The 21,224-nt window shown below is 72.5% G+C and carries 21 protein-coding genes; 8 read left to right on the top strand and 13 right to left on the bottom strand.

The genetic code is table 11. The annotated features are described in order from the left end of the window. Positions 1-8: 8 nt before the first annotated feature. The 6 genes from BUB75_RS01340 to BUB75_RS01315 form a co-directional block, all read right to left on the bottom strand. Positions 9-623: a YceD family protein gene (locus tag BUB75_RS01340; protein ID WP_084740117.1), complete on the bottom strand. Its 615-nt coding sequence runs from the start codon at positions 621-623 to the stop codon at positions 9-11. A 126-nt stretch (positions 624-749) separates the two neighbouring features. Then, positions 750-1,244, bottom strand: a complete 495-nt coding sequence (locus BUB75_RS01335; RefSeq protein ID WP_073250614.1) for a hypothetical protein — start codon at positions 1,242-1,244, stop codon at positions 750-752. Between the two features lie 144 nt (positions 1,245-1,388). Next, positions 1,389-1,871 carry a pantetheine-phosphate adenylyltransferase gene (coaD, locus tag BUB75_RS01330; RefSeq protein WP_073250613.1) on the bottom strand — a complete coding sequence of 161 codons (483 nt, stop codon included), beginning with the start codon at positions 1,869-1,871 and terminating at the stop codon, positions 1,389-1,391. Then, the gene (gene rsmD, locus BUB75_RS01325) at positions 1,868-2,425 is read right to left on the bottom strand and encodes a 16S rRNA (guanine(966)-N(2))-methyltransferase RsmD (RefSeq protein WP_073250612.1); all 558 of its coding nucleotides are present in this window, start codon (positions 2,423-2,425) and stop codon (positions 1,868-1,870) included. The genes coaD and rsmD overlap by 4 nt, the downstream gene beginning before the upstream one ends. Positions 2,426-2,474: 49 nt before the next feature. Then, positions 2,475-4,721 carry an ATP-dependent DNA helicase RecG gene (gene recG, locus BUB75_RS01320; RefSeq protein WP_073250611.1) on the bottom strand — a complete coding sequence of 749 codons (2,247 nt, stop codon included), beginning with the start codon at positions 4,719-4,721 and terminating at the stop codon, positions 2,475-2,477. 84 nt (positions 4,722-4,805) lie between these two features. Continuing rightward, on the bottom strand, positions 4,806-6,434 hold the full coding sequence (locus tag BUB75_RS01315; RefSeq protein ID WP_073250610.1) for a DAK2 domain-containing protein: 1,629 nt from the start codon (positions 6,432-6,434) through the stop codon (positions 4,806-4,808). Positions 6,435-6,670: 236 nt separating this feature from the next. Between BUB75_RS01315 and rpmB the strand changes: the two genes are divergently transcribed. After that, the gene (gene rpmB, locus BUB75_RS01310) at positions 6,671-6,862 is read left to right on the top strand and encodes a 50S ribosomal protein L28 (RefSeq protein WP_035857150.1); all 192 of its coding nucleotides are present in this window, start codon (positions 6,671-6,673) and stop codon (positions 6,860-6,862) included. Positions 6,863-6,917: 55 nt separating this feature from the next. Here rpmB and BUB75_RS01305 read toward each other — a convergent pair whose 3' ends face one another. The 3 genes from BUB75_RS01305 to BUB75_RS01295 all read right to left on the bottom strand — a co-directional run bounded on the left by BUB75_RS01305 (position 6,918) and on the right by BUB75_RS01295 (position 9,768). After that, the gene (locus tag BUB75_RS01305; protein WP_218617221.1) at positions 6,918-7,403 is read right to left on the bottom strand and encodes a GNAT family N-acetyltransferase; all 486 of its coding nucleotides are present in this window, start codon (positions 7,401-7,403) and stop codon (positions 6,918-6,920) included. A 19-nt stretch (positions 7,404-7,422) separates the two neighbouring features. Continuing rightward, positions 7,423-8,619, bottom strand: coding sequence for a serine/threonine-protein kinase (locus BUB75_RS01300; RefSeq protein ID WP_073250609.1), 1,197 nt, complete (start codon positions 8,617-8,619; stop codon positions 7,423-7,425). Positions 8,620-8,829: 210 nt separating this feature from the next. Then, positions 8,830-9,768: a thiamine-phosphate kinase gene (locus BUB75_RS01295; RefSeq protein WP_218617220.1), complete on the bottom strand. Its 939-nt coding sequence runs from the start codon at positions 9,766-9,768 to the stop codon at positions 8,830-8,832. 165 nt (positions 9,769-9,933) lie between these two features. Here BUB75_RS01295 and BUB75_RS01290 point away from each other — a divergent pair, with 165 nt between their 5' ends. Together BUB75_RS01290 and BUB75_RS01285 are read left to right on the top strand one after the other, a co-directional pair. Next, positions 9,934-10,167: an Lrp/AsnC family transcriptional regulator gene (locus BUB75_RS01290; RefSeq protein ID WP_035868703.1), complete on the top strand. Its 234-nt coding sequence runs from the start codon at positions 9,934-9,936 to the stop codon at positions 10,165-10,167. A 2-nt stretch (positions 10,168-10,169) separates the two neighbouring features. Next, a complete protein-coding gene (locus BUB75_RS01285; protein ID WP_073250606.1) occupies positions 10,170-10,721 on the top strand; it encodes a DUF3515 family protein in 552 nt (183 codons plus the stop codon). A 49-nt stretch (positions 10,722-10,770) separates the two neighbouring features. Here BUB75_RS01285 and BUB75_RS01280 read toward each other — a convergent pair whose 3' ends face one another. From BUB75_RS01280 to BUB75_RS01265, 4 genes are all read right to left on the bottom strand, one after another. Next, positions 10,771-11,883, bottom strand: a complete 1,113-nt coding sequence (locus BUB75_RS01280; protein ID WP_073250604.1) for a D-alanine--D-alanine ligase family protein — start codon at positions 11,881-11,883, stop codon at positions 10,771-10,773. Positions 11,884-11,945: 62 nt separating this feature from the next. Next, the gene (locus BUB75_RS01275; RefSeq protein ID WP_073250602.1) at positions 11,946-13,085 is read right to left on the bottom strand and encodes a cystathionine gamma-lyase; all 1,140 of its coding nucleotides are present in this window, start codon (positions 13,083-13,085) and stop codon (positions 11,946-11,948) included. Next, positions 13,082-14,101: an NAD(P)H-dependent glycerol-3-phosphate dehydrogenase gene (locus tag BUB75_RS01270; protein WP_073250600.1), complete on the bottom strand. Its 1,020-nt coding sequence runs from the start codon at positions 14,099-14,101 to the stop codon at positions 13,082-13,084. The genes BUB75_RS01275 and BUB75_RS01270 overlap by 4 nt, the downstream gene beginning before the upstream one ends. After that, the gene (locus BUB75_RS01265; protein ID WP_073250598.1) at positions 14,098-14,814 is read right to left on the bottom strand and encodes a lysophospholipid acyltransferase family protein; all 717 of its coding nucleotides are present in this window, start codon (positions 14,812-14,814) and stop codon (positions 14,098-14,100) included. Before BUB75_RS01265 ends, BUB75_RS01270 begins: the two co-directional genes overlap by 4 nt. A gap of 152 nt (positions 14,815-14,966) precedes the next feature. On the opposite strand from BUB75_RS01265, the gene cofC reads away from it, so the two are divergent. From cofC to BUB75_RS01240, 5 genes are all read left to right on the top strand, one after another. Continuing rightward, complete coding sequence (cofC, locus tag BUB75_RS01260; protein ID WP_073250596.1) at positions 14,967-15,722, top strand: 2-phospho-L-lactate guanylyltransferase; 756 nt, start codon at positions 14,967-14,969, stop codon at positions 15,720-15,722. Positions 15,723-15,796: 74 nt separating this feature from the next. Next, complete coding sequence (locus tag BUB75_RS46940) at positions 15,797-16,009, top strand: hypothetical protein (RefSeq protein WP_073252563.1); 213 nt, start codon at positions 15,797-15,799, stop codon at positions 16,007-16,009. A 231-nt stretch (positions 16,010-16,240) separates the two neighbouring features. Beyond that, positions 16,241-18,586: an RNA degradosome polyphosphate kinase gene (locus BUB75_RS01250; RefSeq protein WP_073252561.1), complete on the top strand. Its 2,346-nt coding sequence runs from the start codon at positions 16,241-16,243 to the stop codon at positions 18,584-18,586. A gap of 56 nt (positions 18,587-18,642) precedes the next feature. Then, a complete protein-coding gene (locus tag BUB75_RS01245) occupies positions 18,643-20,184 on the top strand; it encodes a CYTH and CHAD domain-containing protein (protein WP_073250594.1) in 1,542 nt (513 codons plus the stop codon). Beyond that, positions 20,181-21,149 carry an NUDIX hydrolase gene (locus BUB75_RS01240; protein ID WP_073250592.1) on the top strand — a complete coding sequence of 323 codons (969 nt, stop codon included), beginning with the start codon at positions 20,181-20,183 and terminating at the stop codon, positions 21,147-21,149. The genes BUB75_RS01245 and BUB75_RS01240 overlap by 4 nt, the downstream gene beginning before the upstream one ends. The last annotated feature ends 75 nt before the right edge of the window (positions 21,150-21,224 follow it).

The following is a 21,224-nucleotide window of genomic DNA, read 5'->3' as shown; positions in this document are numbered from 1 at the left end:
ACGGTCGTTCAGTTCGGCTGGCTGCCGCGGTGGGCGCCGTTGGCGTCCGTCGACTCCGCCGTCGGCTCTCGCAGCGACTGCAGTGCGGCCCACCGGGGGTCGGCTACGTCGTGCGAGTGCTCGGGCGGCAGATCGTCCCAGTGCACCCCGCAGTCGGGGCACATCCCGGGACAGTCGTCGCGGCACAGCGGGTTGGTCGGCAGTGCGAGCACCACCGCGTCCCGCAGCGCCGGCTCCAGGTCGAGAAAATCTCCCTGCAACCGGCCGACCTCGTACGCGTCGGTCGTGTCGTCCGTCTGGCTGTCCGGGTAGGCGTACAGCTCCTGGATGTCCACGGCGACGCTGTCCTGGAACGGTTCGAGGCAGCGACCGCACTCACCCTCGACCGGCACCGTGACGGTGGTGGAGACGAGAACGCCTTCCAGCACCGACTCGAGCCGGACGTCGAGGTCGAGCGTGGCCCCTGCCGGGACCCGGACCAGTTCCAGCGCGAGGTCCTCCGGCACGGGGACGGGGCGGCGTAGGCGCTTCATCGACCCTGGACGGCGACCGACCTCGCGTGCATCGAACACGAGGGGGTTCCGGGGGTCGAGGCGCTCCTGCGTCTTCCTGTTCTCGGGCATGATGATCTCTCGGCGCTGGTGAGGCCGTCGGGAAACTCTACCTGAGCACGACGGCCATAGTCGATTCGGCCCGGACCCGGACCGAAGTACAAGCGTACTGCCTTCGTTCTGACGTGGAGCCCGCCCTCAGAACGGCAACGGGCGTTCTTCGGGGGCGGCGTCGAAGCCGCCGATCTCGGAGAGCGCGCGCATCTTGTCGCGGCCTCGCTCGACCGTGGCCAGCGTCCGGTTCAGCATCTGCTCGAAGTTGGCGAGCGTCGTGTCGACGTACTCCTCCACCTCGTCACGCAGGCGCTGAGCCTCGGCCCGCGCCTCTCCGACGATCCGCGCGGCCTCGTGTTCGGCCGAGACCGTGACCTCCGCCACCGACACCAGCCGGGAGTGCTCGACCTCACCCTCGCCGATGATCCGGTCGGCCTCCCGCTGGCCGGCCGCGATCACCTTGTCCCGCTCGTCGAGCAGCGCCTGCGCACGGCGGATCTCGGTGGGCAGGTCGGCCCGCAACTCGTCGAGCATCGCGAGCAGCTCGTTACGGTTCACGATCGCGTTCGACGACATCGGCATCGAGCGCGCCGACTCCACGAACGCGCTGATCTCGTCGATTCGGTCGAGAGGATCCACGGCACTGCTCCGGTCTGATAGCTCCGACGGTCAGGTCTGCTGCCCGGCACGGACGTACGCGGGAGACCAGGCATCGACATCTGCCCGCGGCGTCATCCTGCCTTCTCCGGCCACCTCGGGCGACCTCGGAGGTGATTGCAGGACTTACGACTGAGTAGACAGCCGCTCGACCAGACGACGTCGCACTGCCTCCGGCACGTGCGCGGACACGTCGCCACCGTACTTGGCGACCTCTTTGATCAGGCTGGACGAGAGGAACGAGAACAGCGGGTTCGTCGCCATGAACAGCGTCTCGACACCGGCCAGGCCGTGGTTCATCTGGGCCTGCTGGAGCTCGTAGTCGAAGTCGCTGACCGCGCGGAGGCCCTTCACGACGACCGGGATGTCGTTGGCCTTGCAGTAGTCGACGAGCAGCCCGGTGAACGTGTCGACGCGGACGTTGCCGTACGAGGCGGTCACCTCGGTCAGCAACTCGATGCGCTCTTCCACGGTAAACAGACCGGCTTTGCGGGGATTGATCAGGACCGCCGCCACCACCTCGTCATACAGGCGGCTCGCCCGCCCGATGATGTCGAGGTGACCGTTCGTCACGGGGTCAAAAGATCCGGGACACACAGCGCGTCTCACGAACGGCGACCGTACCAAAGGGTCCCTTCGCCGTAACGGCGCTCACGTACCGCGACCAGTGGCTTCGGCCACATCCACGGCTCGTCCCTGGTCGCTCGCTCGACCACGACGAGGGCCTCTGAACCGAGCCAACCAGAGGAATCGAGGTCGACGAGCACCGTCGCCAGCGCGTCCGCGGTCAGCGCGTAGGGCGGATCGGCGAAAACCAGGTCGTACGGGCGGGAAGCGGGCGAGGCGGCGAGGCGCTCGACCGGCCCGGACCAGATCTCCGCACCGGGCAGCTTCAGCGCCGCGGCGTTCGCGCGGAGCGTCCGCACCGCCTTCGGGTCGGACTCGGCGAGCAGGGCGTGCGCGGCGCCGCGGGACAGCGCTTCGAACCCGACCGCCCCGGAGCCCGCGTACAGGTCGAGCACTGAGGCGCCCTCGAGGTCGAGCACCGCCTGGACCGCGCTGAACATCGCCTCGCGCGCCCGGTCGGACGTCGGGCGGGTGCCGCGGCCCGGCGGCACGTCGATCCGCCTGCCGCCGGCCACACCGGCGACGATCCGCGTCATACGGCGCCCGCAACCGTCAGCACGGCGGCGGCGCCCGCGATGATTCGCGTCACGTCTTCTCCAGGTAGTCGGCGGCGTCGTCGTCGACCAGCGCGTTCACGGCCGCGGCGAGCCCCGGGTACGCGTTCAGCTCGGGGTCCTCGGCCACCAGTGTGCTCGCCTCGGTGCGGGCATCACGGATCAGCTCTTCGTCGTGCAGCAGCGAGAGCAGCTTCAGCCGGGAGCGCCTGCCGGACTGCGCCACGCCGAGCACGTCACCCTCCCGACGCTGTTCGAGGTCGAGCTGGGCCAGCTCGAAGCCGTCGGTGGTGCTCGCGACCGCGTCCAGGCGCTCGCGGGCCTTCGTCCCGGCGGGTGCGTCGGTGACCAGCAGGCACAACCCGGCCGCGCTCCCCCGGCCGACCCGGCCGCGGAGCTGGTGGAGCTGGCTGACGCCGAACCGGTCGGCGTCCATGATCACCATCGCGGTGGAGTTCGGCACGTCGACGCCGACCTCGATCACGGTGGTCGCCACCAGGACGTCGAGGCGGCGACCGGCGAAGTCGGCCATCACCGCGTCCTTCTCGTCCGGAGGCAGCTTGCCGTGCAACACGCCGATCCGGAGCTCGGACAGCGGCCCCTCGGCGAGCTTGGGCGCCACGTCGAGTACCGCCAGCGGCGGACGCTTCGCCGCCGCGTCGTCCTCGGGCGGCGGCTCGAGGTTCGGGTCGTCGGCGCCGTCCGGTTCCTCCTCCTCGTCACCGGCCAGCGACTCCCCGATCCGCGGGCAGACGACGTAGGCCTGGTGACCGGCGGCCACCTCCTCGGTGACCCGCTGCCAGGCCCGCGCCAGCCAGGCGGGCTTCTCCGCGACCGGGACCACCGACGTGGCGATCGGCGAGCGGCCGCTGGGCAGCTGGGTGAGCGCGGACGTCTCGAGGTCACCGAACACGGTCATCGCGACCGTGCGCGGGATCGGGGTGGCGGTCATCACCAGCACGTGCGGTGGCGTCCGGCCGGCCTTCGACCGCAGCGCGTCGCGTTGTTCGACACCGAACCGGTGCTGCTCGTCGATCACGACGAGCCCGAGGTCGGCGAACTCGACACCCTCGGACAGCAGCGCATGGGTGCCGACGACGATGCCCGCGGCTCCGTCGGCGGCTTCGGCCAGCGCCGCCCGGCGAGCCGCGGCGGGCAGCGAACCGGTGAGCAGCGCGACCCGGGTGGACGTCTCCGCGGCGTCGAGCTCACCGGCCCTGGCCATCGGGCCGAGCATCGCGCGGATCGACCGGGCGTGCTGGGCGGCGAGCACCTCGGTGGGCGCGAGCAGCGCGGCCTGCCCGCCGGCGTCGACGACCTGCAGCATCGCCCGCACGGCGACGACCGTCTTCCCGGAACCGACCTCACCCTGGAGCAGCCGGTGCATCGGGTGTTCGGCCGCGAGGTCGGCCGCGATCTCGTCCCCGACGTCGGCCTGGCCCGCGGTCAGCGCGAACGGCAGCGCCGCGTCGAACGCCTCCCGCAGCCCGCCGGGGCGGGACGGGCGCGCCTTGGCCGGACGCGCGGAGGCGGCCTGCCGCCGCTTGGCCAGCGTCGCCTGCAGCCCGAACGCCTCGTCCCACTTCAGCCGGTGTTTGGCCTGGTAGAGCTCGCTCTTGGAGGTGGGCTGGTGGATTGCCCGCAGTGCGGTGGCCAGGTCGATCAGGTGGCGCCGCCGCCGGATGCCCTCCGGCATCGGGTCATCGACGTCGGCGACGATGTCGAGCGTCGCCCGGACCGCCCGCGCGATCACCCAGGTCGGCACGTTCGCCGCGGCCGGATAGACCGGGATCAGCGCGTTCGCGAACTCGGCGAGCGCGTTGCTGCCGTCGCTGTCGGCCAGCTCACCGGGTTCGGCGAGCAGCTGGTAGTCGGGCTGGTTGAGCTGCAGCTTGTCGCGGAACTGGCCGACCTTGCCGGAGAACAGACCCCAGCGGCCGATCGTCAGCTGTTTCTCACGCCACGCCTGGTTGAAGAACGTCAGCTGGAGGTTGCGCCTGCCGTCGGTGACCGTGACCTCGAGCATCTTGCTGCGCGGCTTCTGCCGCATCGGGCGCACGGTGATCTTCTCGATCTTCGCCGCCACCGTGACGTGCTCGCCGATCTCGAGCGCGCCGAGGTCGGACACCTCACCGCGTTCGGCGTACCGGCGCGGGTAGTGGTGCAGCAGGTCGCCGACCGTCTCCAAGCCGAGCTTCTCGATCAGCGCGTTCGCGGTCTTGGCTCCGACCGCGTCCCGCAGCGGCGAAGCGAGGGTGGGGCGCTGCACCGATGTCACCTCTCCGGCTCCTGAATCGACCCTGGCGGCTCAACTCCTACCAGGCGCCTGCGACAAGTCCAGCCCGCCCCGGGCCGCACGCCCTCACTCGACGCCGAGCAGAACCACCGCGCGGGGCTGCCCCCCGTCGAACACGTGGGTCTCGCAGAACGGCCAGCGGGCCCGCAGGTGGCCGGCGAGCGCGTCGCCGAGCGCCGGGGCCGCGTCCGCGCCGAGGACCAGCGTCACCAGCTCGCCCCCGGCGTTGAGCAGCCGGTCCACCAGGTCCCTGGTCACCGCGAGCGTGTCGGTGCCGATCGCCACCACGTCGCCGTCGACCAGGCCCAGCACGTCACCGGCGCGGCAGGGGCCGACGACGGTGAACGCCGCTTCCTCGGCGACCGCCACCTCGGCCCACCGGGTCGCCGCCGCAGCCTCGGCCATCGAGACGACCGCGTCACGGAACGGGCGCTCGCGGTCGGCGACCGCGAGCGCGGCGATGCCCTGCACAGGTGACCGGGTGTGCAGCACCGAGATCGTGCGGTCGGCACCGGCCGCCGCCGACGCCGCCTCGGCCACCGCGGCGTGTGCGCTGTCGTTCGGCAGCAGGACGATCTCGGTGGCCCCGCTCCGCTCGACGGCCGCGAGCAGCGCGTCGACGGTCGGCGACGTGCCGGGGGCGACCTCCACCGTCTCCGCGCCCGCAGCGGCGAAGACTTGCGCCAACCCGGCGCCGGGCACGACCGCGACCACCGCACGCTCCCGAGCGGCGTCCGACAATGCACCGGAGATATGACCGGAATGGGGGTTTCCGTTCAACCCTCCGGTGGTGATCAACGGCTCCACCGCGACCTGGTGCGGGCGCCCGGCGTCCAGGCCCGCTTCGAGCGCGGCCCCGATGTCGTGCGCGTGCACGTGGATCGTCCACAGCCCGACGCCCGCGTCGGCACACGCGACGACCACCGAGTCGCCGACCTCGGACAGCCGCGTCCGCAGTGCGGCGATCCGCCGGTCGGCGTCGGCGGGGACGTCGAGCAGGTACTGGATCTCCCAGCCCTCCTGGACGCCGTTGACCACGGATGCGGCCTCGACCGGCCCGGCTGACGTCAGCGGCTCGGCAGGCGCTGCGCCGCGCACCACCGCGTCCAGCACGTCCAGCACGACGACTAGGCCCCGCCCACCGGCGTCCACGACCTCGGGCAGGCCCATCGCGGCGAGCTGGGCCGGCGTGGCCTCCAGCGCCAGCCGCGCGCCGCGCAGCGCGGCGGCGCTGACCACCGCCAGGTCGTCGGAGCGGGCCTCGACCGCTCCGCGCGCCGCGGCGTCTGCCACCGAGAGCACGGTGCCCTCCACCGGCTGCACGACCGCCTCGTACCCGGCCGTGACCGCCGCCCGCAGCGACTCCGCCAGCGCGCGCCCGCGCACCGGGCGGTCGGCGGGCAGCGCGGCGGCCGCACCGGCGAGCAGCTGGGAGACGATCATCCCGGAGTTGCCCCGAGCGCCCAGGAGCGCGCCGCGCGCCATCCGCGTCCAGGCGTCCCGGGCAGTGCCGGCGTGCTGCGACCCCAGCGCGTCGACCGCCGCCTCCATGGTGAGGACGAGGTTCGTGCCGGTGTCGGAGTCGGCGACCGGGAAGACGTTGAGCGCGTCGATCTCCCGCTGCCACCGCCGGAGCTCGGCCAGCGTGCCCGCGCACCATCGCTGCACCGCACCGGCGTCGAGGTGCTCGAGCACGCGACTCCTCTCGGTCCGGTCCCCGTCTGGCACGTATGGTGGCCCATCACGCCACGTGGTCGTTCGCCACCCTGCGGACCCCGTCGGTTTGGCGCCGGTCGGACCAGTAGGTAGGCTGTTGCGGTGCACCCGCTCCGGGCGGGTGCGTCCACGTGTTCAGAACGTGGGCAAGCTTTTGAACCACCCGAGCTTTTGAACCACCCAAGCTTTTGACCCACTAGTGCAGGAGTGTTTCCGTGGCGAGCGTGTGCGACGTCTGTGGCAAGGGGCCGGGCTTCGGCATGTCGGTCTCGCACTCCCACCGGCGCACCCACCGCCGGTGGAACCCGAACATCCAGACCGTCCGGGTCCCGGCGGGTGGCGGCACGACCGTGCGCAAGCAGGTCTGCACCTCCTGCATCAAGGCCGGCAAGGTCGTCCGGGGCTGAGACCCGCAGCTTCGAAAACGCGTAGCCCCCAGCGGGCTACGCGTTTTCGGCGTGTCTACAGATCCTTCGTGAAGTACACCGATCCGTCCTCGTCGACGTAGAGCCCGAACGGCTCCGCCGCGCGGAATCCCGCCCCGGTGTAGAGGGCGATGGCCTCGGGCTGCTGGTCACCGGCCTCCAGGATCAGCCGCGAGAACCCGGCTGCTGCGGCGGTGCGCTCCAGCTCGGTCAGGAGCGAGCGGGCCACGCCACGGCGACGCGCCGCCGCCGCGACGAACATCCGCTTGATCTCGGCCACCGGCGCCGGCTCGCCGGGTAACGCGTGCGCGCGCCAGCCGCCGCAGCCGACCGGGGTGTCACCGATCCAGGCGACGACGAACCACCCGTCCGGGGGCGCGAACTCCGCCGGGTCGACCGGCGTCTCGTCGTGGCCGCCGTAGCGGACCTGATACTCCTGCTGGAGAGCCGCGATCAGCGCCACGGCTTCCGGTGCGTCGAAGGGCGTCGGCCGAAGTTCGATCTCGGTGGCAGCGGTTGACACGCTTCCACCGTGCCACAGCTCAGCTGGCGCGGGCCTCGGGTGTGCTCTCCCGGCCACGCGACAACCAGAACGTCGAACCCAGGCCCGCACCCCGGCGTCGGCGGTGCGCTCCGGTCGTCCGGCGCCGCCGAGCATGGCCGGTCTCCGCCTGCGGCGAAGGTTCCACGGCGACCTCCTCGGAGGGCTCCTCCGCACCGGCCTCGGAGAGCAGGACGTCGAGCCCCACGTCCGCGTCCCCGACCGGTTCCGGGACGACGTCCGCAGCCTGTTCGTCCTCGAGAGCAGCAGCCACCAGGACCTCGGCCGTGGGCAGATCGGAGCTGTCCCACCGGTTGCCGTCGGCAGCCGGCAGCTCCACCGGCGGGCTGACCGGGAACGTCGGACGCGAGAGGTTCGGGTCGTGGACCGCCAGCAGCTTGCGGCACTGCAGCGCGGTCGGCCGGGACGCCGGGTCCAACGCGGTCATCGCGCGGATCAGTCGTCCGAGCGGCGCCGGCGTGTGGTCGGGGACGACGGGCTCGCGGTGCAACCGGGCCATCGCGGCCTCCAGCTGCCCGCCCGGGTACTCACGCTTGCCGGTCAGGCACTCCAGCAGCACCAGACCGAGCGCGTACACGTCGCAGGGCGGCCCGACCGGACCGCCCTGGACCTGCTCCGGCGCCAGATAGGGAGCGGTTCCGACCACCACGCCGGACCCGTTGGTCTCCTCGGCGCCGGCCGGATGAGAGATGCCGAAGTCCGCCAGGAACACGGCTCCGTCGGACCCGCAGAGGACGTTCGACGGCTTCACGTCGCGGTGGACGATGCCGCGGGCGTGCACGTGGTGCAGCACGTCGGCGAGCACGGCCCCGATCCGGACGACGTCCCTCGGCGAGAGCGCGCCTGCCGCGATCCGGCGACCGAGCGTCCGTCCCTCGATCAGCTGCAAAACCAGGTACTCACGGTCGTCGTGCCAACCGGCGTCGTAGACCGCCACGAGGCCCGGGTGGTTGAGCGCGGCCAGCAGGCGGGCTTCGTCGCCGCACCGCCGGTCGGAGTGCGCTCCGGCCCGAACACGGAACATCTTGACCGCGACCGGACGACCGAGCCGCAGGTCACGGGCCCGGTACACGTCCGAGGCGCCGCCACCGCCGAGGCGGTCTTCGATCTGGTACCTGCCGTCGAGAAGGAGCGGTGGACTAGCGGAGGAACCGGTGTCGGTCTCGTTCGCCTTCACAGTCCACCCTGCCCCTCGTTCACACGTCGGCCCGCTGGAGGTATCAGCTCACTGGAGGCGGATTAGCCTCCGACCGGAAGGACGAAACGCCGAATCCGACGCACGCCGTCTATCAGCACGCCTCTCCCAGGATGCCTATTTGGCACAAATCACCCATCGGCGACCATAGTCCAAGGCTGAGACGAAGCCCACGCAGGGGTCGGACGCGGGTCAGCGGAAGTGGTCGAAGCCCTGGTCAGCGCTGGGTTGCCCGTCGACGTACACGCCGCGGCCCCGCACCACGCGGCCGATCGTCAGCCATTTCTCCGGAAGATCGACGCGCGGCGGAAACGTGGCGATCAACGCATGGTCCTCGCCCCCGTCCAGGAGCCAGCGGACCGGGTCGACCCCGAGCGCGAGCGCGGCGTCCCGCATCTGCGCGGTGACTTCCAGGACGTCGGTCGTGATCTCGATCGAGACGCCGCTGGCGACCGCGATCGACCGCAGGTCCGCGACCAGCCCGTCGGACACGTCACACATCGCGGTGGCACCGAGATCGGCGGCGACCGGACCGGCCGCGTACGGCACCTGCGGGAACCGATGAGCGTCCACCAGCGCGCGCGGCGTCCGGAAACCACGCGACAGGACCGCGAGGCCGGCCGCCGACCAGCCCACCCGGCCGGCGATCGCAACGACGTCACCCGGTTTCGCGCCGGACCGGGTCACCGGCTCGCGGCCACGCATCGAGCCCAGCGCGGTCACCGCGATCGTGATCCCGTGCTCCGAGCGCACCACGTCGCCGCCGACGATGCCCGCCCCGACCAGGTCACATTCCTCGCGCAGGCCGTCGTAGAACGCTTCCGCCCAGCTCACCTCGGTGTCACCGGGCAGCGCCAGGCCGATCAGCAGCGCGGTGCCGACGCCGCCCATCGCCGCCACGTCGGCCAGGTTCTGCGCGGCCGCCTTCCGCCCGACGTCGCGCGGGCTCGACCAGTCCAGCCGGAAGTGCCTGCCCTCGACCAGCAGGTCGGTAGTGGCGACCACCCGGCCACCGCGCACCGCCACCAGAGCGGCGTCGTCGCCGGGGCCGAGCAGAGTCGCGCGGCTCTGCGGCAGCCGCGGGAAAACCCGCTCCAGCAGACCGGCTTCCCCGATGTCCGAGACGGTCACGCCGCCCACTCCTCCCCTGCCCACATTCTGAGCTGCCGCGACCTACACCACACCGGCGTGACCTGGGCCGAATATCCCAACCAGGTGGTGCGGTAGCGTGCACCCGTCCTACCATCCGTCGTTCCGGTACGGACGGTGTCGAATGGCGTTACAGGGAGCGTGTCCGTGGTACAGGCATACATCCTCATCCAGACCGAGGTCGGCAAGGCCCGGGATGTTGCCGCTACGGTCAGCGACCTGCCCGGCGTCGTCCAGGTGGATGCGGTCACCGGTCCGTACGACGTCATCGTGCTGACCCAGGCCGAGACCGTGGACGAGCTCGGCTCGCTGGTCGTCAGCAAGGTGCAGAGCGTCACCGGTATCACCCGCACGCTGACCTGCTCGGTCGTCCACCTCTGACCGTGGCTGGAGAGGTTACGAAGTCCGACCGCTACCGCGCGGCGGTCACCGCGACGCTCGTCGCGATACCGCTCGCGGTGGTGGCGGGCCTCGGCGTGTTCTGGTGGTCCGGCGGGTTCGCCGAGGACGCCGAGCCGAAGCCCGCCGCCTCGAGCGCGGTGACGGTCGACGTCTCGAAGGCCCAGCCGAACACCGAGACGATCTGCCGCGCGCTGCTCGCCAACCTGCCCACCACGCTGGCCGAACACGCCAGCCGCCCGGTGTCGCCGGCGACGGCGTCCGAGCGGACCGCGGCCTGGGGCGACCCGGCGATCGTGCTCCGGTGCGGCATCGGTCCACCGGCCACCACGGCCGGAAGCGCCGACCAGACCGTGCAGATCGACGGCGTCACCTGGCTGGTGACCGAGGGCAAAGAGCAGTCGTTCCTGCGCGCGGTGGGGTTGAGCGTCGCGGTCGACCTGCGGCTTCCTGCTCCGTACAACGTCGGACGCCCTGGGACGCTGCTGCGCCCGCTCGCCGGTCCGATCCTCAAGTCGGTGCCGCCCGCCCGCTGACGACGTCGGTGCGCCCGGGACCCGCGACGCGGCCCGGGCGCCCGGGGTTTCAGCGCAGGCCGGAGCCACGCGCGACCGCGGTCCGCACCAGGCGCCCGACCAGTTCGTTGAACGGCAGCCCGGTCTCCGCCCACATCCGCGGGAACATCGAGATCGGGGTGAAGCCCGGCATCGTGTTGACCTCGTTGACGATCAGACCGCCGTCCGGCGTCACGAAGAAGTCGACCCGCGCCAGGCCGGCGCACCCGAGCGCCTCGAACGCCCGGCAGGCCGCCTCGCGCAGGTTCGCGGTGATCTCGCCGGACAGCTTCGCCGGGACGTCGAACTCGCAGGCGTCGTCGAGGTACTTGGCCTCGAAGTCGTACCAGTCGTGATCCGGGCTGATCAGTCGGATCTCGGCCGGGACGCTGGCCTCCGGCGGACCGCCGTGCTCCCCCTCCAGCACGCCGCACTCCACCTCGCGGCCCACCACCGCGGCCTCGACCAGCACCTTCGGGTCGACCAGACGCGCCGCGGCCACCGCCTCGTCGAGCTGCGACCAGTCGGTGATCCGGGTGATGCCGATGCTCGACCCGGCGCGGGCCGGCTTCACGAACGCGGGCAGCCCGAGCCGGCCGCGCTGTGCCTCGGTGAGCGTCCCGCCGTCGCGCAGCACCACGTAGTCGCCGACCGCCAGGCCCTCGGCCGCGAGCAGCTTCTTCGTGTACTCCTTGTCCATCGCGGCGGCGGACGCGAACACGCCGGAACCGACGTAGGGCAGCCCGGCCATCTCCAGCAGACCCTGGATCGTGCCGTCCTCGCCGTACGGGCCGTGCAGCACCGGGAACACCACGTCGACGCCCGCCAGCGCGCCGACGCCGTCGGTCGGCTCGGCCACCACCAGACCACCGCGGGTCGGGTCGCCGGGCAGGACCACGTCGGTGCCGTCCTTGATGCTCGGCAACTCGCGGCCGACGGCCTTCAGCGCGGCCGGGTCGTCGGGTGCGAGCACCCAGCGCCCCTCGGGGGTGATGCCGACCGGGATCACGTCGAACGCGTCCCGGTCGAGGCCGGACAGCACTGCACCGCCGCTGACGCAGGAGATCGCGTGCTCGGTGCTGCGTCCGCCGAAAATTACGGCGACGCGGAGTCTTCTCGACCCGGGGGAGGGATCGCTCGTCACCCGGCAGACCCTACCTGCCGCCGCCCACTCGGTTGCGCCCCCGATCCTCCCCGCACCAGGAGCTACCCCGCGGTTACTGCGGCGTCGAGTGCTGCTTTCAGGTCGGCGAGCAGATCCTCGGTGTCTTCGATTCCACAAGAGATCCGGACGAACCCGTCCGGAACGTCGTCGCCGCCCCACTGCGCCCGCCGGTCGATACCGGTGCGGACGTCGCCGAAGCTCGTCACCGCGGACGCCAGCCGGGACGCCGCCAGCATCCGCTCGACGAACGCCGCGTCCGGCAGTTCCGCCGAGAGCACCCCGCCGAACCGGCGCATCTGCCGCACCGCGACCTCGTGCGCCGGATCGCCGGGCAGGCCGGGGTAGCGGACGGCGGTCACTTCGGGGCGGGCGCTCAGCAGCTCCGCCACCGCGAGCGCGTTCGCCGCCTGCCGGGCCAGCCGGACGTCGAGCGTCGCCAGCGAGCGCAGCGCCAGCCAGGCCTCGAACGGGCCGGGGATCGAACCGGTCCAGGTCCGCCACTGCCGGACCTTCGCCGCGAGCTCGTCGTCCCTGGTGCTCACGTGCCCGAGCAGCAGGTCACCGTGGCCGGCGAGCGCCTTCGTGTCGCTGGCGACGACCAGGTCGGCGCCCAGGTCGAGCGGACGCTGGCCGAGCGGCGTCGCCGTGGTGTTGTCGACCGCGACCAGCGCACCGGCCGCACGGGCCGCGGCGCACACCGCCGGGAGGTCGCAGACGTCCATCCCGGGGTTGCTCGGCGTCTCCAGCAGGAGCAGCGTCGCGCCCTCGACCGGGTACGGACCGAGCGTCGGCGCCGTGCGGACCGTGACGCCGAACGCCGCGAGCCGGTCGGCGGCCAGCGGACGGGTCGCGTAGTAGCCGTCGGACGGGATCACGACCGTGTCGCCGGCCTTCAGCAATCCGAACAGGACAGCGGAGATCGCAGCCATGCCTGACGCGAACGCCGTGACCTTCGTGCCGCCCTCCAGCTCGGAGAACGCCCGCTCCAGGTCGCGGTAGGTCGGGTTGTCCGGTCGGCCGTAGCCGTCGAGCGCGGGGCCGCCCGGGGCTGGCGGCAGGTGGAAGACCGACGAGAGCACCGGCCCCGGGCGAGCGGGCTCGCCGAGCACTGCGTCCCGCTCCCCCGCGTGCGACGCGACCGTCCCGTCCCCGTGCGCGGCCGACGTGGATCTCGTGCTCACGACCGACGCTCCGGCTTCGGCTCCCGGCGCATCAGGTACTTCATCGCGACGGAGGGCGCGATGCCCTCGTGGCACACCTGCACCACCTGCTCGGTGATCGGCATCTCCACCCCCACCCCGGCGGCGAGTTCGAGGATCGACAGGCACGACTTCACGCCCTCGGCGGTCTGCCTGCTGTGCGCGTAGGCCTGCTCCATCGTCTCCCCGCGACCGAGCCGCTCGCCGAACGTCCGGTTACGGGACAGCGGCGACGTGCAGGTCGCCACCAGGTCCCCCAGGCCGGCCAGCCCGGCGAACGTCATGGGCTCGGCACCCAGCGCGACGCCCAGCCGCGCGGTCTCCGCCAGCCCGCGGGTGATCAGCGACGCCTTCGTGTTGTCGCCGAACCCCATCCCCTCGGCCATCCCACAGGCCAGCGCGATGACGTTCTTCACCGCACCACCGAGCTCACAGCCGACCACGTCGTGGTTGGTGTACGGACGCAGGTACCAGGTCGTGGACGCCCGCTGGAGCAGCTCCGCCCTGGCCGGATCGATCGACGCGACCACCGTGGCGGCCGGTTGCTCGGACGCGATCTCCTTGGCCAGGTTCGGGCCGGAGACCACCGCCACCCGGCTGTCCGGCACGCCGGTGACCTCGACGATCACCTCGGTCATCCGCTTGTGCGTGCCCAGCTCGACGCCCTTGGCGAGGCTGACCAGCGTGGTGTCGTCGCCGAGCGCGTCGACCCACTGCTCGAGGTTCGTCCGCATCGTCTGCGACGGCACCGCGAGCACGACCAGGTCGGCGCCGGACAGCGCCTCCTTGTGGTCGGCGGTCGCCCGGAGCCGGTCCGGCAGCCGGACGCCGGGCAGGTAGTCGCTGTTCTCCCGCTGCTCGTTCAGCGCCGCGGCCAGCTCCGGACGGCGGGCCCAGATCATCACCTCGCAGCCGGCGTCGGCCAGCACCTTGCCGTACGCGGTTCCCCAGGAACCGGCGCCCAGGACCGCGGCGCGCACGGTGTCGGCGCCGCTCACTGGGCCAGCCCTCGCGGCGACTCCGCGAGCACGTACAGCGGACCGGTGGGCGCCGGTTCGCCGCGTACCTCGGCCAGGTCGTCCCGCATCCGCCGCATGATCACGTCGGTGATCTCCTTGAGCACGGGGCCGGTCGGCGGCGCGCCGACGTAGGCGGAGAGATCGACGGGAGCGCCCGCCGAGACCGTCACCGGCGTCCGGGGACGGAGCCGGATCTTCCCGGTGCGGTAGTCGTGGATGCGGTGCGCGCCCCACTGCACGATCGGGATCACCGGCGCACCGGTGTCGAGGAACAAGCGGGCGGCGCCGGTCTTGCCCTGCATGGGCCAGAGGTCGGGATCGCGGGTGATGGTGCCCTCCGGATAGATCAACGGTGCTTCGCCTGCCCGGATCCGGGCCGCCGCCGTCCGCAGGGCTTCCCCAGCGTCGCGGGTCGACCGGTGGACCGGGATCTGGCCGGACGACCGCAGCACGGTGCGGACGAGCGGCACCGTGAACAGCCCCGACTTGACCAGCACCCGCATCTCGCGGGGCCGGTCGTAGAGGAAATGAGCGATGACGAGTGGGTCGGCCCAGGACGTGTGGTTCGCCACGAAGATCGCCGGCCCGCTCGCCGGGACGTTCTCGTGCCCCAACCAGGTTCGCCGGGTGAAAACAGCGAGGAGCGGACGCAGGATGAACTCCGCGAACCGAAGCCAGAATCCCCGGCGCACCGCAGTGCCGCCTCCTCGCCGTCCGCGCCCGGCCGAACGCCGCCGACCTTCGAGCCATTCACTTGCAGGAAAACATCACCCTACGCCGTACACCAGCGGGTCGGAGCCAGGCTGCGAAGACGACCTCGGGCGAAGGAGTGGAGGATGGGGGCGTGACGGGATGGGCGATCGTGACGCCGGTCAAACCGCTGGGACAGGCGAAGAGCCGGCTGCGCGCGACGCTGCCTGCCTCGGTCGCGTTCCTCAGCGGTCCGGACCCGCTCGGCGCGCTGGAGGCACCGGACGAGCCCGGCGACTGGCACGCCGAGGTCGCGCTCGCGATGGCGTCGGACACGGTGGCCGCGATGCTCGCGGCGCCGCGCGTCGACCGGGTCGTCGTCGTGACCGACGACCCGGTCGCGGCGGCCGCGCTCAGCGCGCTCGGCGCGGTCTGTGTTCCCGATGCGCCCGGCGGCGGGCTCAACCCGGCGCTGCGCCACGGTGCGTCGGTGGCCGCCCTGCTGGGCGGGTCCGACGGCCGCGGTTCCCGCGGTACGGCCGCGCTCGGTGCCGACCTTCCCGCGCTTCGAACGGCAGATCTGGACGCCGCCCTGCGCGCCGTCGAGCGGCTAGGGGTCCGCGCGTTCGTCCCGGACGCCGCGGGCACCGGCACCACGCTGCTCGCCGCACCGGGGCGCACCCCGCTGGACCCGGCGTACGGGCCCGGGTCGGCGCTCGCCCACGCAAGCGCGGGTGCGATCGACCTCACCGCGGTCGCGGACGGCTCCGGGGTCGGCCCGTCGATCCGCCGGGACGTCGACACCGCGGCCGACCTCGCCGCCGCCCGGGCGCTCGGGCTCGGACCCCGGACCGCCGCACTGCTCGCTCCGATCGGCTCCGCGTTCCCGGCCGGTCGCGCGGCGTGCTGATGGGTTGTCACCTGCGCCTTCGGCAGGTTCCCCGTTCGCGGCAGCCGAATTGCGGCACTAGAGTGATCTGCGTGATGAGCGTCCAAGGCACCGTGCGGCAGTTCGCCCGGGAGAGCCGGGACGGCAGCGTGCTGCTCGACGACGGCAGCGACGTCCCGTTCAGCGCCGCGGCGTTCGACGCGGGTGGTCTCCTCCTGCTGCGGCCCGGCCAGCGGGTGAGGCTGGAACGGGATGCGGCCGGCGAGGTCACGCTGGTGACGATCGTCACGTTCCCCGGCGTCGGCTGAGCAAGCCCGGCGAAACGTCGGATCGGCATTTTGAGCTAACACGCACCCGACGGCGGGAAGGATGGAACCGTGAGCGCCACGACCGAGAGCACCGCGACCACCAGTGCGACCACGGCCACCGCCGCGGACGAGCGGACCACGAGGCCCCGGCGGGCCCGGGATGCCAACGGCCGGTTCATCGCGCGTTCCTCCGACGCCGCACCCGCCCCGGATGCGGCGCTCAACGGCGCCCTGTCCGCCCCGCCCCCGGCCGACGCGCTGGCCCCGGTCCGAGCCCCGTCCGGCCGTCCGGCTCCGGACACCGTCACCGCGGCCGACGCCGCCGACGCGGCGGCCGTGGCGGGCGGCCCGACGACGGCGGGCGTCGAGACTCCCGCCGACAGCGACGCCCCCGGGGCCACCGCCGAACCGGAGACCGTGGCCGCGCCCCCGGCAGACACCGTGCCGCCCGCGGCCGAGCTGGCCGCCGAGGTCGAGCTGATCGCCGAGGACGAGGACGACGCGGTGCCGCTGGTCGACCAGCCGCTGCCCGATGGCCGGTTCCTCAACCGCGAGCTGTCCTGGCTCGATTTCAACGCCCGGGTGCTCGCGCTCGCCGAGGACCGCGAGGTGCCGCTGCTGGAGCGCGCGAAGTTCCTCGCGATCTTCGCGTCGAACCTCGACGAGTTCTACATGGTCCGGGTCGCCGGTCTGAAGCGTCGCAAGTCGACCGGCCTCTCGGTCCGGTCGGTCGACGGCCTCTCCGCCGGTGACCAGCTCTCGCTGATCGCCCAGCGCGCGGCCGAGCTGGTCGAGCGGCACGCCCGGTGCTTCTCCGACGACGTCCAGCCCGCGCTGGAGGCCACCGGCGTCAAGATCCTGCACTGGGCCGAGCTCAACGACGACGAGCAGCACCGCCTGCACCGGTTCTTCCGGGAGCTGATCTTCCCGGTGCTCACGCCGCTGGCGGTCGACCCGGCGCACCCGTTCCCGTACATCAGCGGCCTCTCGCTCAACCTCGCCGTGGTGGTCCGCGACCCCGAGGGCGGTCAGAGCTCCGAGCGGTTCGCCCGGGTCAAGGTCCCGGACAACGTCCCGCGTTTCGTCGCGGTCGAGGGCGGGTTCCTGCCGGTCGAGGACCTGATCGCGGTCCACCTGTCGCAGCTGTTCCCGGGCATGCAGGTGGTCGAGCACCACCTGTTCCGGGTCACCCGCAACGCCGACCTGGAGGTCGAGGAGGACCGGGACGAGGACCTGCTGCAGGCGCTCGAGCGCGAGCTGGCCCGGCGGCGGTTCGGGCCGGTGGTCCGGCTCGAGGTGGCCTCGAACGTCAGCGAGCACGTGCTGGAGCTGCTCGTCCGCGAGCTGGACGTGGCCGAGCAGGACGTCCTGCGGGTGCCCGGCCTGCTCGACCTGTCCGGGCTGTTCGCGCTGGCCGGCGTCGACCGGCCGGAGCTGAAGTACGAGCCGTTCGTCCCGGCCACCCACCCGCGGTTCGCCGAGGGCGAGACGCCGCGCAGCGTGTTCGCGACGCTGCGCGAGGGCGACGTCCTGGTGCACCACCCGTACCACTCGTTCGCGACCAGCGTGCAGCGCTTCATCGAGCAGGCCGCCGCCGACCCGAACGTGCTGGCGATCAAGCAGACGCTCTACCGGACGTCCGGCGACTCCCCGATCGTCGACGCGCTGATCGACGCCGCCAGCGCGGGCAAGCAGGTCGTCGTCCTGGTCGAGATCAAGGCCCGCTTCGACGAGCAGGCGAACATCTCCTGGGCGAAGGCGCTGGAGAAGGCGGGCTGCCACGTCGTCTACGGCCTGGTGGGCCTGAAGACGCACTGCAAGACCTCGCTGGTGGTGCGGAACGAGAACGGGCGGATCCGCCGGTACGCGCACATCGGTACCGGCAACTACAACCCGAAGACCGCGCGCCTCTACGAGGACCTCGGGCTGTTCACCGCGGACCCGGACGTCGGCCGCGACCTGACCGACCTGTTCAACGTCCTCACCGGCTACTCGCGGCAAACCGACTACCGGACGCTGATGGTCGCGCCGTACGGCGTCCGGCGCGGCATCGTCGAGCGCGTCGAGCGCGAGATCGAGCACGTGAAGGCGGGCCGGCCCGGCCTGGTGCAGCTCAAGGCGAACTCGATCGTCGACGAGGGCATCATCGACGCGCTCTACCGGGCCTCCCGGGCCGGGGTCAAGGTGGACCTGCTGATCCGCGGCATCTGCGCGCTGCGGCCGGGCGTCCCCGGGCTCTCCGAGAACATCCGGGTCCGGTCGATCCTCGGGCGGTTCCTCGAGCACTCCCGGGTGATCCGGTACGGCAACGGGGCTCCGGGCACGGAGGCCGAGGAGTTCTGGATCGGCTCGGCCGACATGATGCACCGCAACCTCGACCGGCGTGTCGAGGCGATGGTGCGGGTCACCGACGACCAGGCGCGCCGGATGCTCCGGGCGACGCTCGACACCTCGCTGGCCGCGTCGGCCGCCGGGTTCGAGCTCGGCCCGGACGGTGCGTGGACGCGCCGGGAGGGCACGGCCGACCGCCCGCTCCGCGACGTCCAGGAAACTCTGCTCAGCCGCATCATCGGCTGACCGATCTACCCCTCCCCGCGCGGGCGAACACCCGCGCTGACGGCGAACGGACGAGGATGCGCGAGGAAGAACTGAAGTTCGGTGTCCACGGACGGTTCGCTCTGCCGGACCTGACGGTCGCGCTCGGCGACGGCCGCCGGGTCGAGGCGCAGGGTCGGCAGGTGCTGACCGCGGTCTACTACGACACTGCCGACCTGCGGCTGGCACGGCTCGGCATCACGCTCCGCCACCGCACCGGCGAGGACGGCCCGCCCTGGCACCTGAAGCTCCCGAAGGGCGCCACCGCAGCCGGAGCGACGGTCCGCGAGGAGATCGCGGTCGACGGCCCGGCCGACACCCCGCCGTCCGAACTGACCGACCTGGTCACCGCCTGGGTGCGGACCGCGCCCCTGGTAGCGGTGGCGACGCTGCGCACCGACCGCGACCGGTATCTGATCGTCGACGGCAAGCGTCCGCTGGCCGAGCTGGTCGACGACACCGTGGAGGTCTCCGAGGGCCGCGGTCTGCTCGCCGACGGATCCGGTGTTCGCACCAGCTTCCGCGAGCTGGAGGTGGAGCGGAAGTCCGACGGCAAGAAGGCCGACGCGGCCCTGGCGGCCGCCGCGGCAGTACTCACGCAGGCGGGTGCGGTCGGCGGCGCGACCACCCCCAAGCTCGTCCGTGCGCTCGGGCCGCGGGCCACCGCCCCGCCCGATCTGCCGGTGGTCGGTGAGCTCACCGACCGGTCGTCGGCCGCGGACGCGATCGCGTTCGTGCTGCGCCGGTCCGCGCGCCGGCTGCTCGACTACGACGTCCGGGTCCGCCGCGACGAGAAGGACGCGGTGCACCAGGCACGGGTCTGCTGCCGCCGGCTGCGCAGCGATCTGCGGACGTTCGGTCCGCTAATCGACGCGGAGTGGGCCGCGCCGCTCGACGCCGAGTTGCGGTGGCTCGCTGCGGCTCTCGGTGGCCCCCGGGACGCCGAGGTGCTCCGCGCCCGGCTACGGTCGACCGCTGAGACCGACCCACTCGCGCCACTGGACGCGGCGGTCATCGGGCGGATCGACGCGATCCTCGGTGATCGGCAGCGCCGCGCGCTGACGAACCTGGACGCCGCTTTGACCTCGGATCGTTACCCGGCCCTGCTGGACCTGCTGATCGAAACCGTCCGGACGCCGGAGACCGCGGAGCTGGCCCGCCAGCGCGCGGTCTGGGTGCTGCCGGCCATGGTGGAGGTCGTCTGGGACAAGCTGGCGACCAAGGCCGGGAAGCTGACGCTGGACGACCCGGACGACACCTGGCACGCGTCCCGGATCCGCGCCAAGCGTGCGCGCTACGCGTCGGAGGCCGTGGCACCGGTCATCGGCGCTTCGGCGACCCGGCTGGCCAAGGCGTGCGCCGAGGTTCAGGAGGTCCTCGGCGAGCACCAGGACGCCGCGATCGCCGCCGACGAGTGGCGCGACATCGCGCTCGCGCACGCGGACGACACCGAGCTGGTGATCACCTGCGGACGTCTCATCGAGCGCGAACGGGCCGCGGTCCGTGAGTCCCGGGCCCGATTCGCACCGGTCTGGGAGCGGACCGACCGACCGAAGCTGACCGGCTGGCTGCGCGGATGATCTCCGACCGGCACCCCGAGGTCCGCGCCGCGGGAGGCGTGCTCTGGCGTCGTGGTGCCGACGGCGTGGAGATCGCGCTGATCCACCGGCCGCGGTACGACGACTGGTCGCTGCCGAAGGGCAAGCTCGACCCGGACGAGCACGAGCTGGCCGCGGCCTGCCGCGAGGTGATCGAGGAGACCGGGCTGCAGCCGGTGGTCGGACCCCGGCTCCCGTCCACGTCCTACCTGGTCCCGCCGCGCGGTGGTCAGCATCGTGCGGCGGGTTCCGGCCTGGTGCCGAAGGTCGTGGACTACTGGGCGATGCGTGCCACCGGCGGTGAGTTCACCCGCAACGCGGAAGTGGACGGCATGACGTGGCTGCCCCCGGAAGAGGCCGTCGACCGGGTCACCCACGCGCACGACGGCGACGTGGTGCGCGCGTTCGCGGCGCTGCCCGAGATCACCGCCACGATCCTGCTGATCCGGCACGCGAAGGCCGGCGACAAAAAAACCTGGCCCGGTCCGGACGACGAGCGTCCGCTGGAGGGCAGTGGTCAGGCGCAGGCGGTGTGGCTGGCCGAGCTGCTGCCCTGGTTCCGGCCGGAGCGCGTGCTGTCGGCGGTCAAGGTGCGGTGCAGGCAGACCGCGGAACCGCTGGCCGCGGCGCTCGGCGTGGACGTCGTCGACGATGCGCGGTTCGACGAGGAGACGTTCAGCGACGACCCGGAGGCGGTGGTCGCCCGGGTCCGGGAGCTGGCCGCGGACGGCGGTGTGTCGGCCGTCTGCAGTCAGGGCGGTCTGATCCCGGGCGTGATCGCCGAGCTGGCGGAGGCCGACGAGGCGAGCGTCGACGCGAACCCGGTCGCGCACCGCAACGACGGACTCCGTAGCCGCAAGGGCAGCGTCTGGGTCCTGCATTTCGCCGGTGAGCGGCTGGTGCAGGCGGATTACCTCCCGAGCATCCGCCCGGAGAGCAACCCGTAACACGTCGGAGTGCCGGGCCGACCGGACCGCGGGACCGGGGAGAACGTCGCTTCCCCGCGACGTCTCGTAGTCCCG

This window comes from Cryptosporangium aurantiacum, assembly GCF_900143005.1.
Taxonomy (GTDB): domain Bacteria; phylum Actinomycetota; class Actinomycetes; order Mycobacteriales; family Cryptosporangiaceae; genus Cryptosporangium; species Cryptosporangium aurantiacum.
The sequence above is the reverse complement of the archived record's forward strand: the minus strand, read 5'-3'. Positions and strand labels throughout refer to the sequence as shown.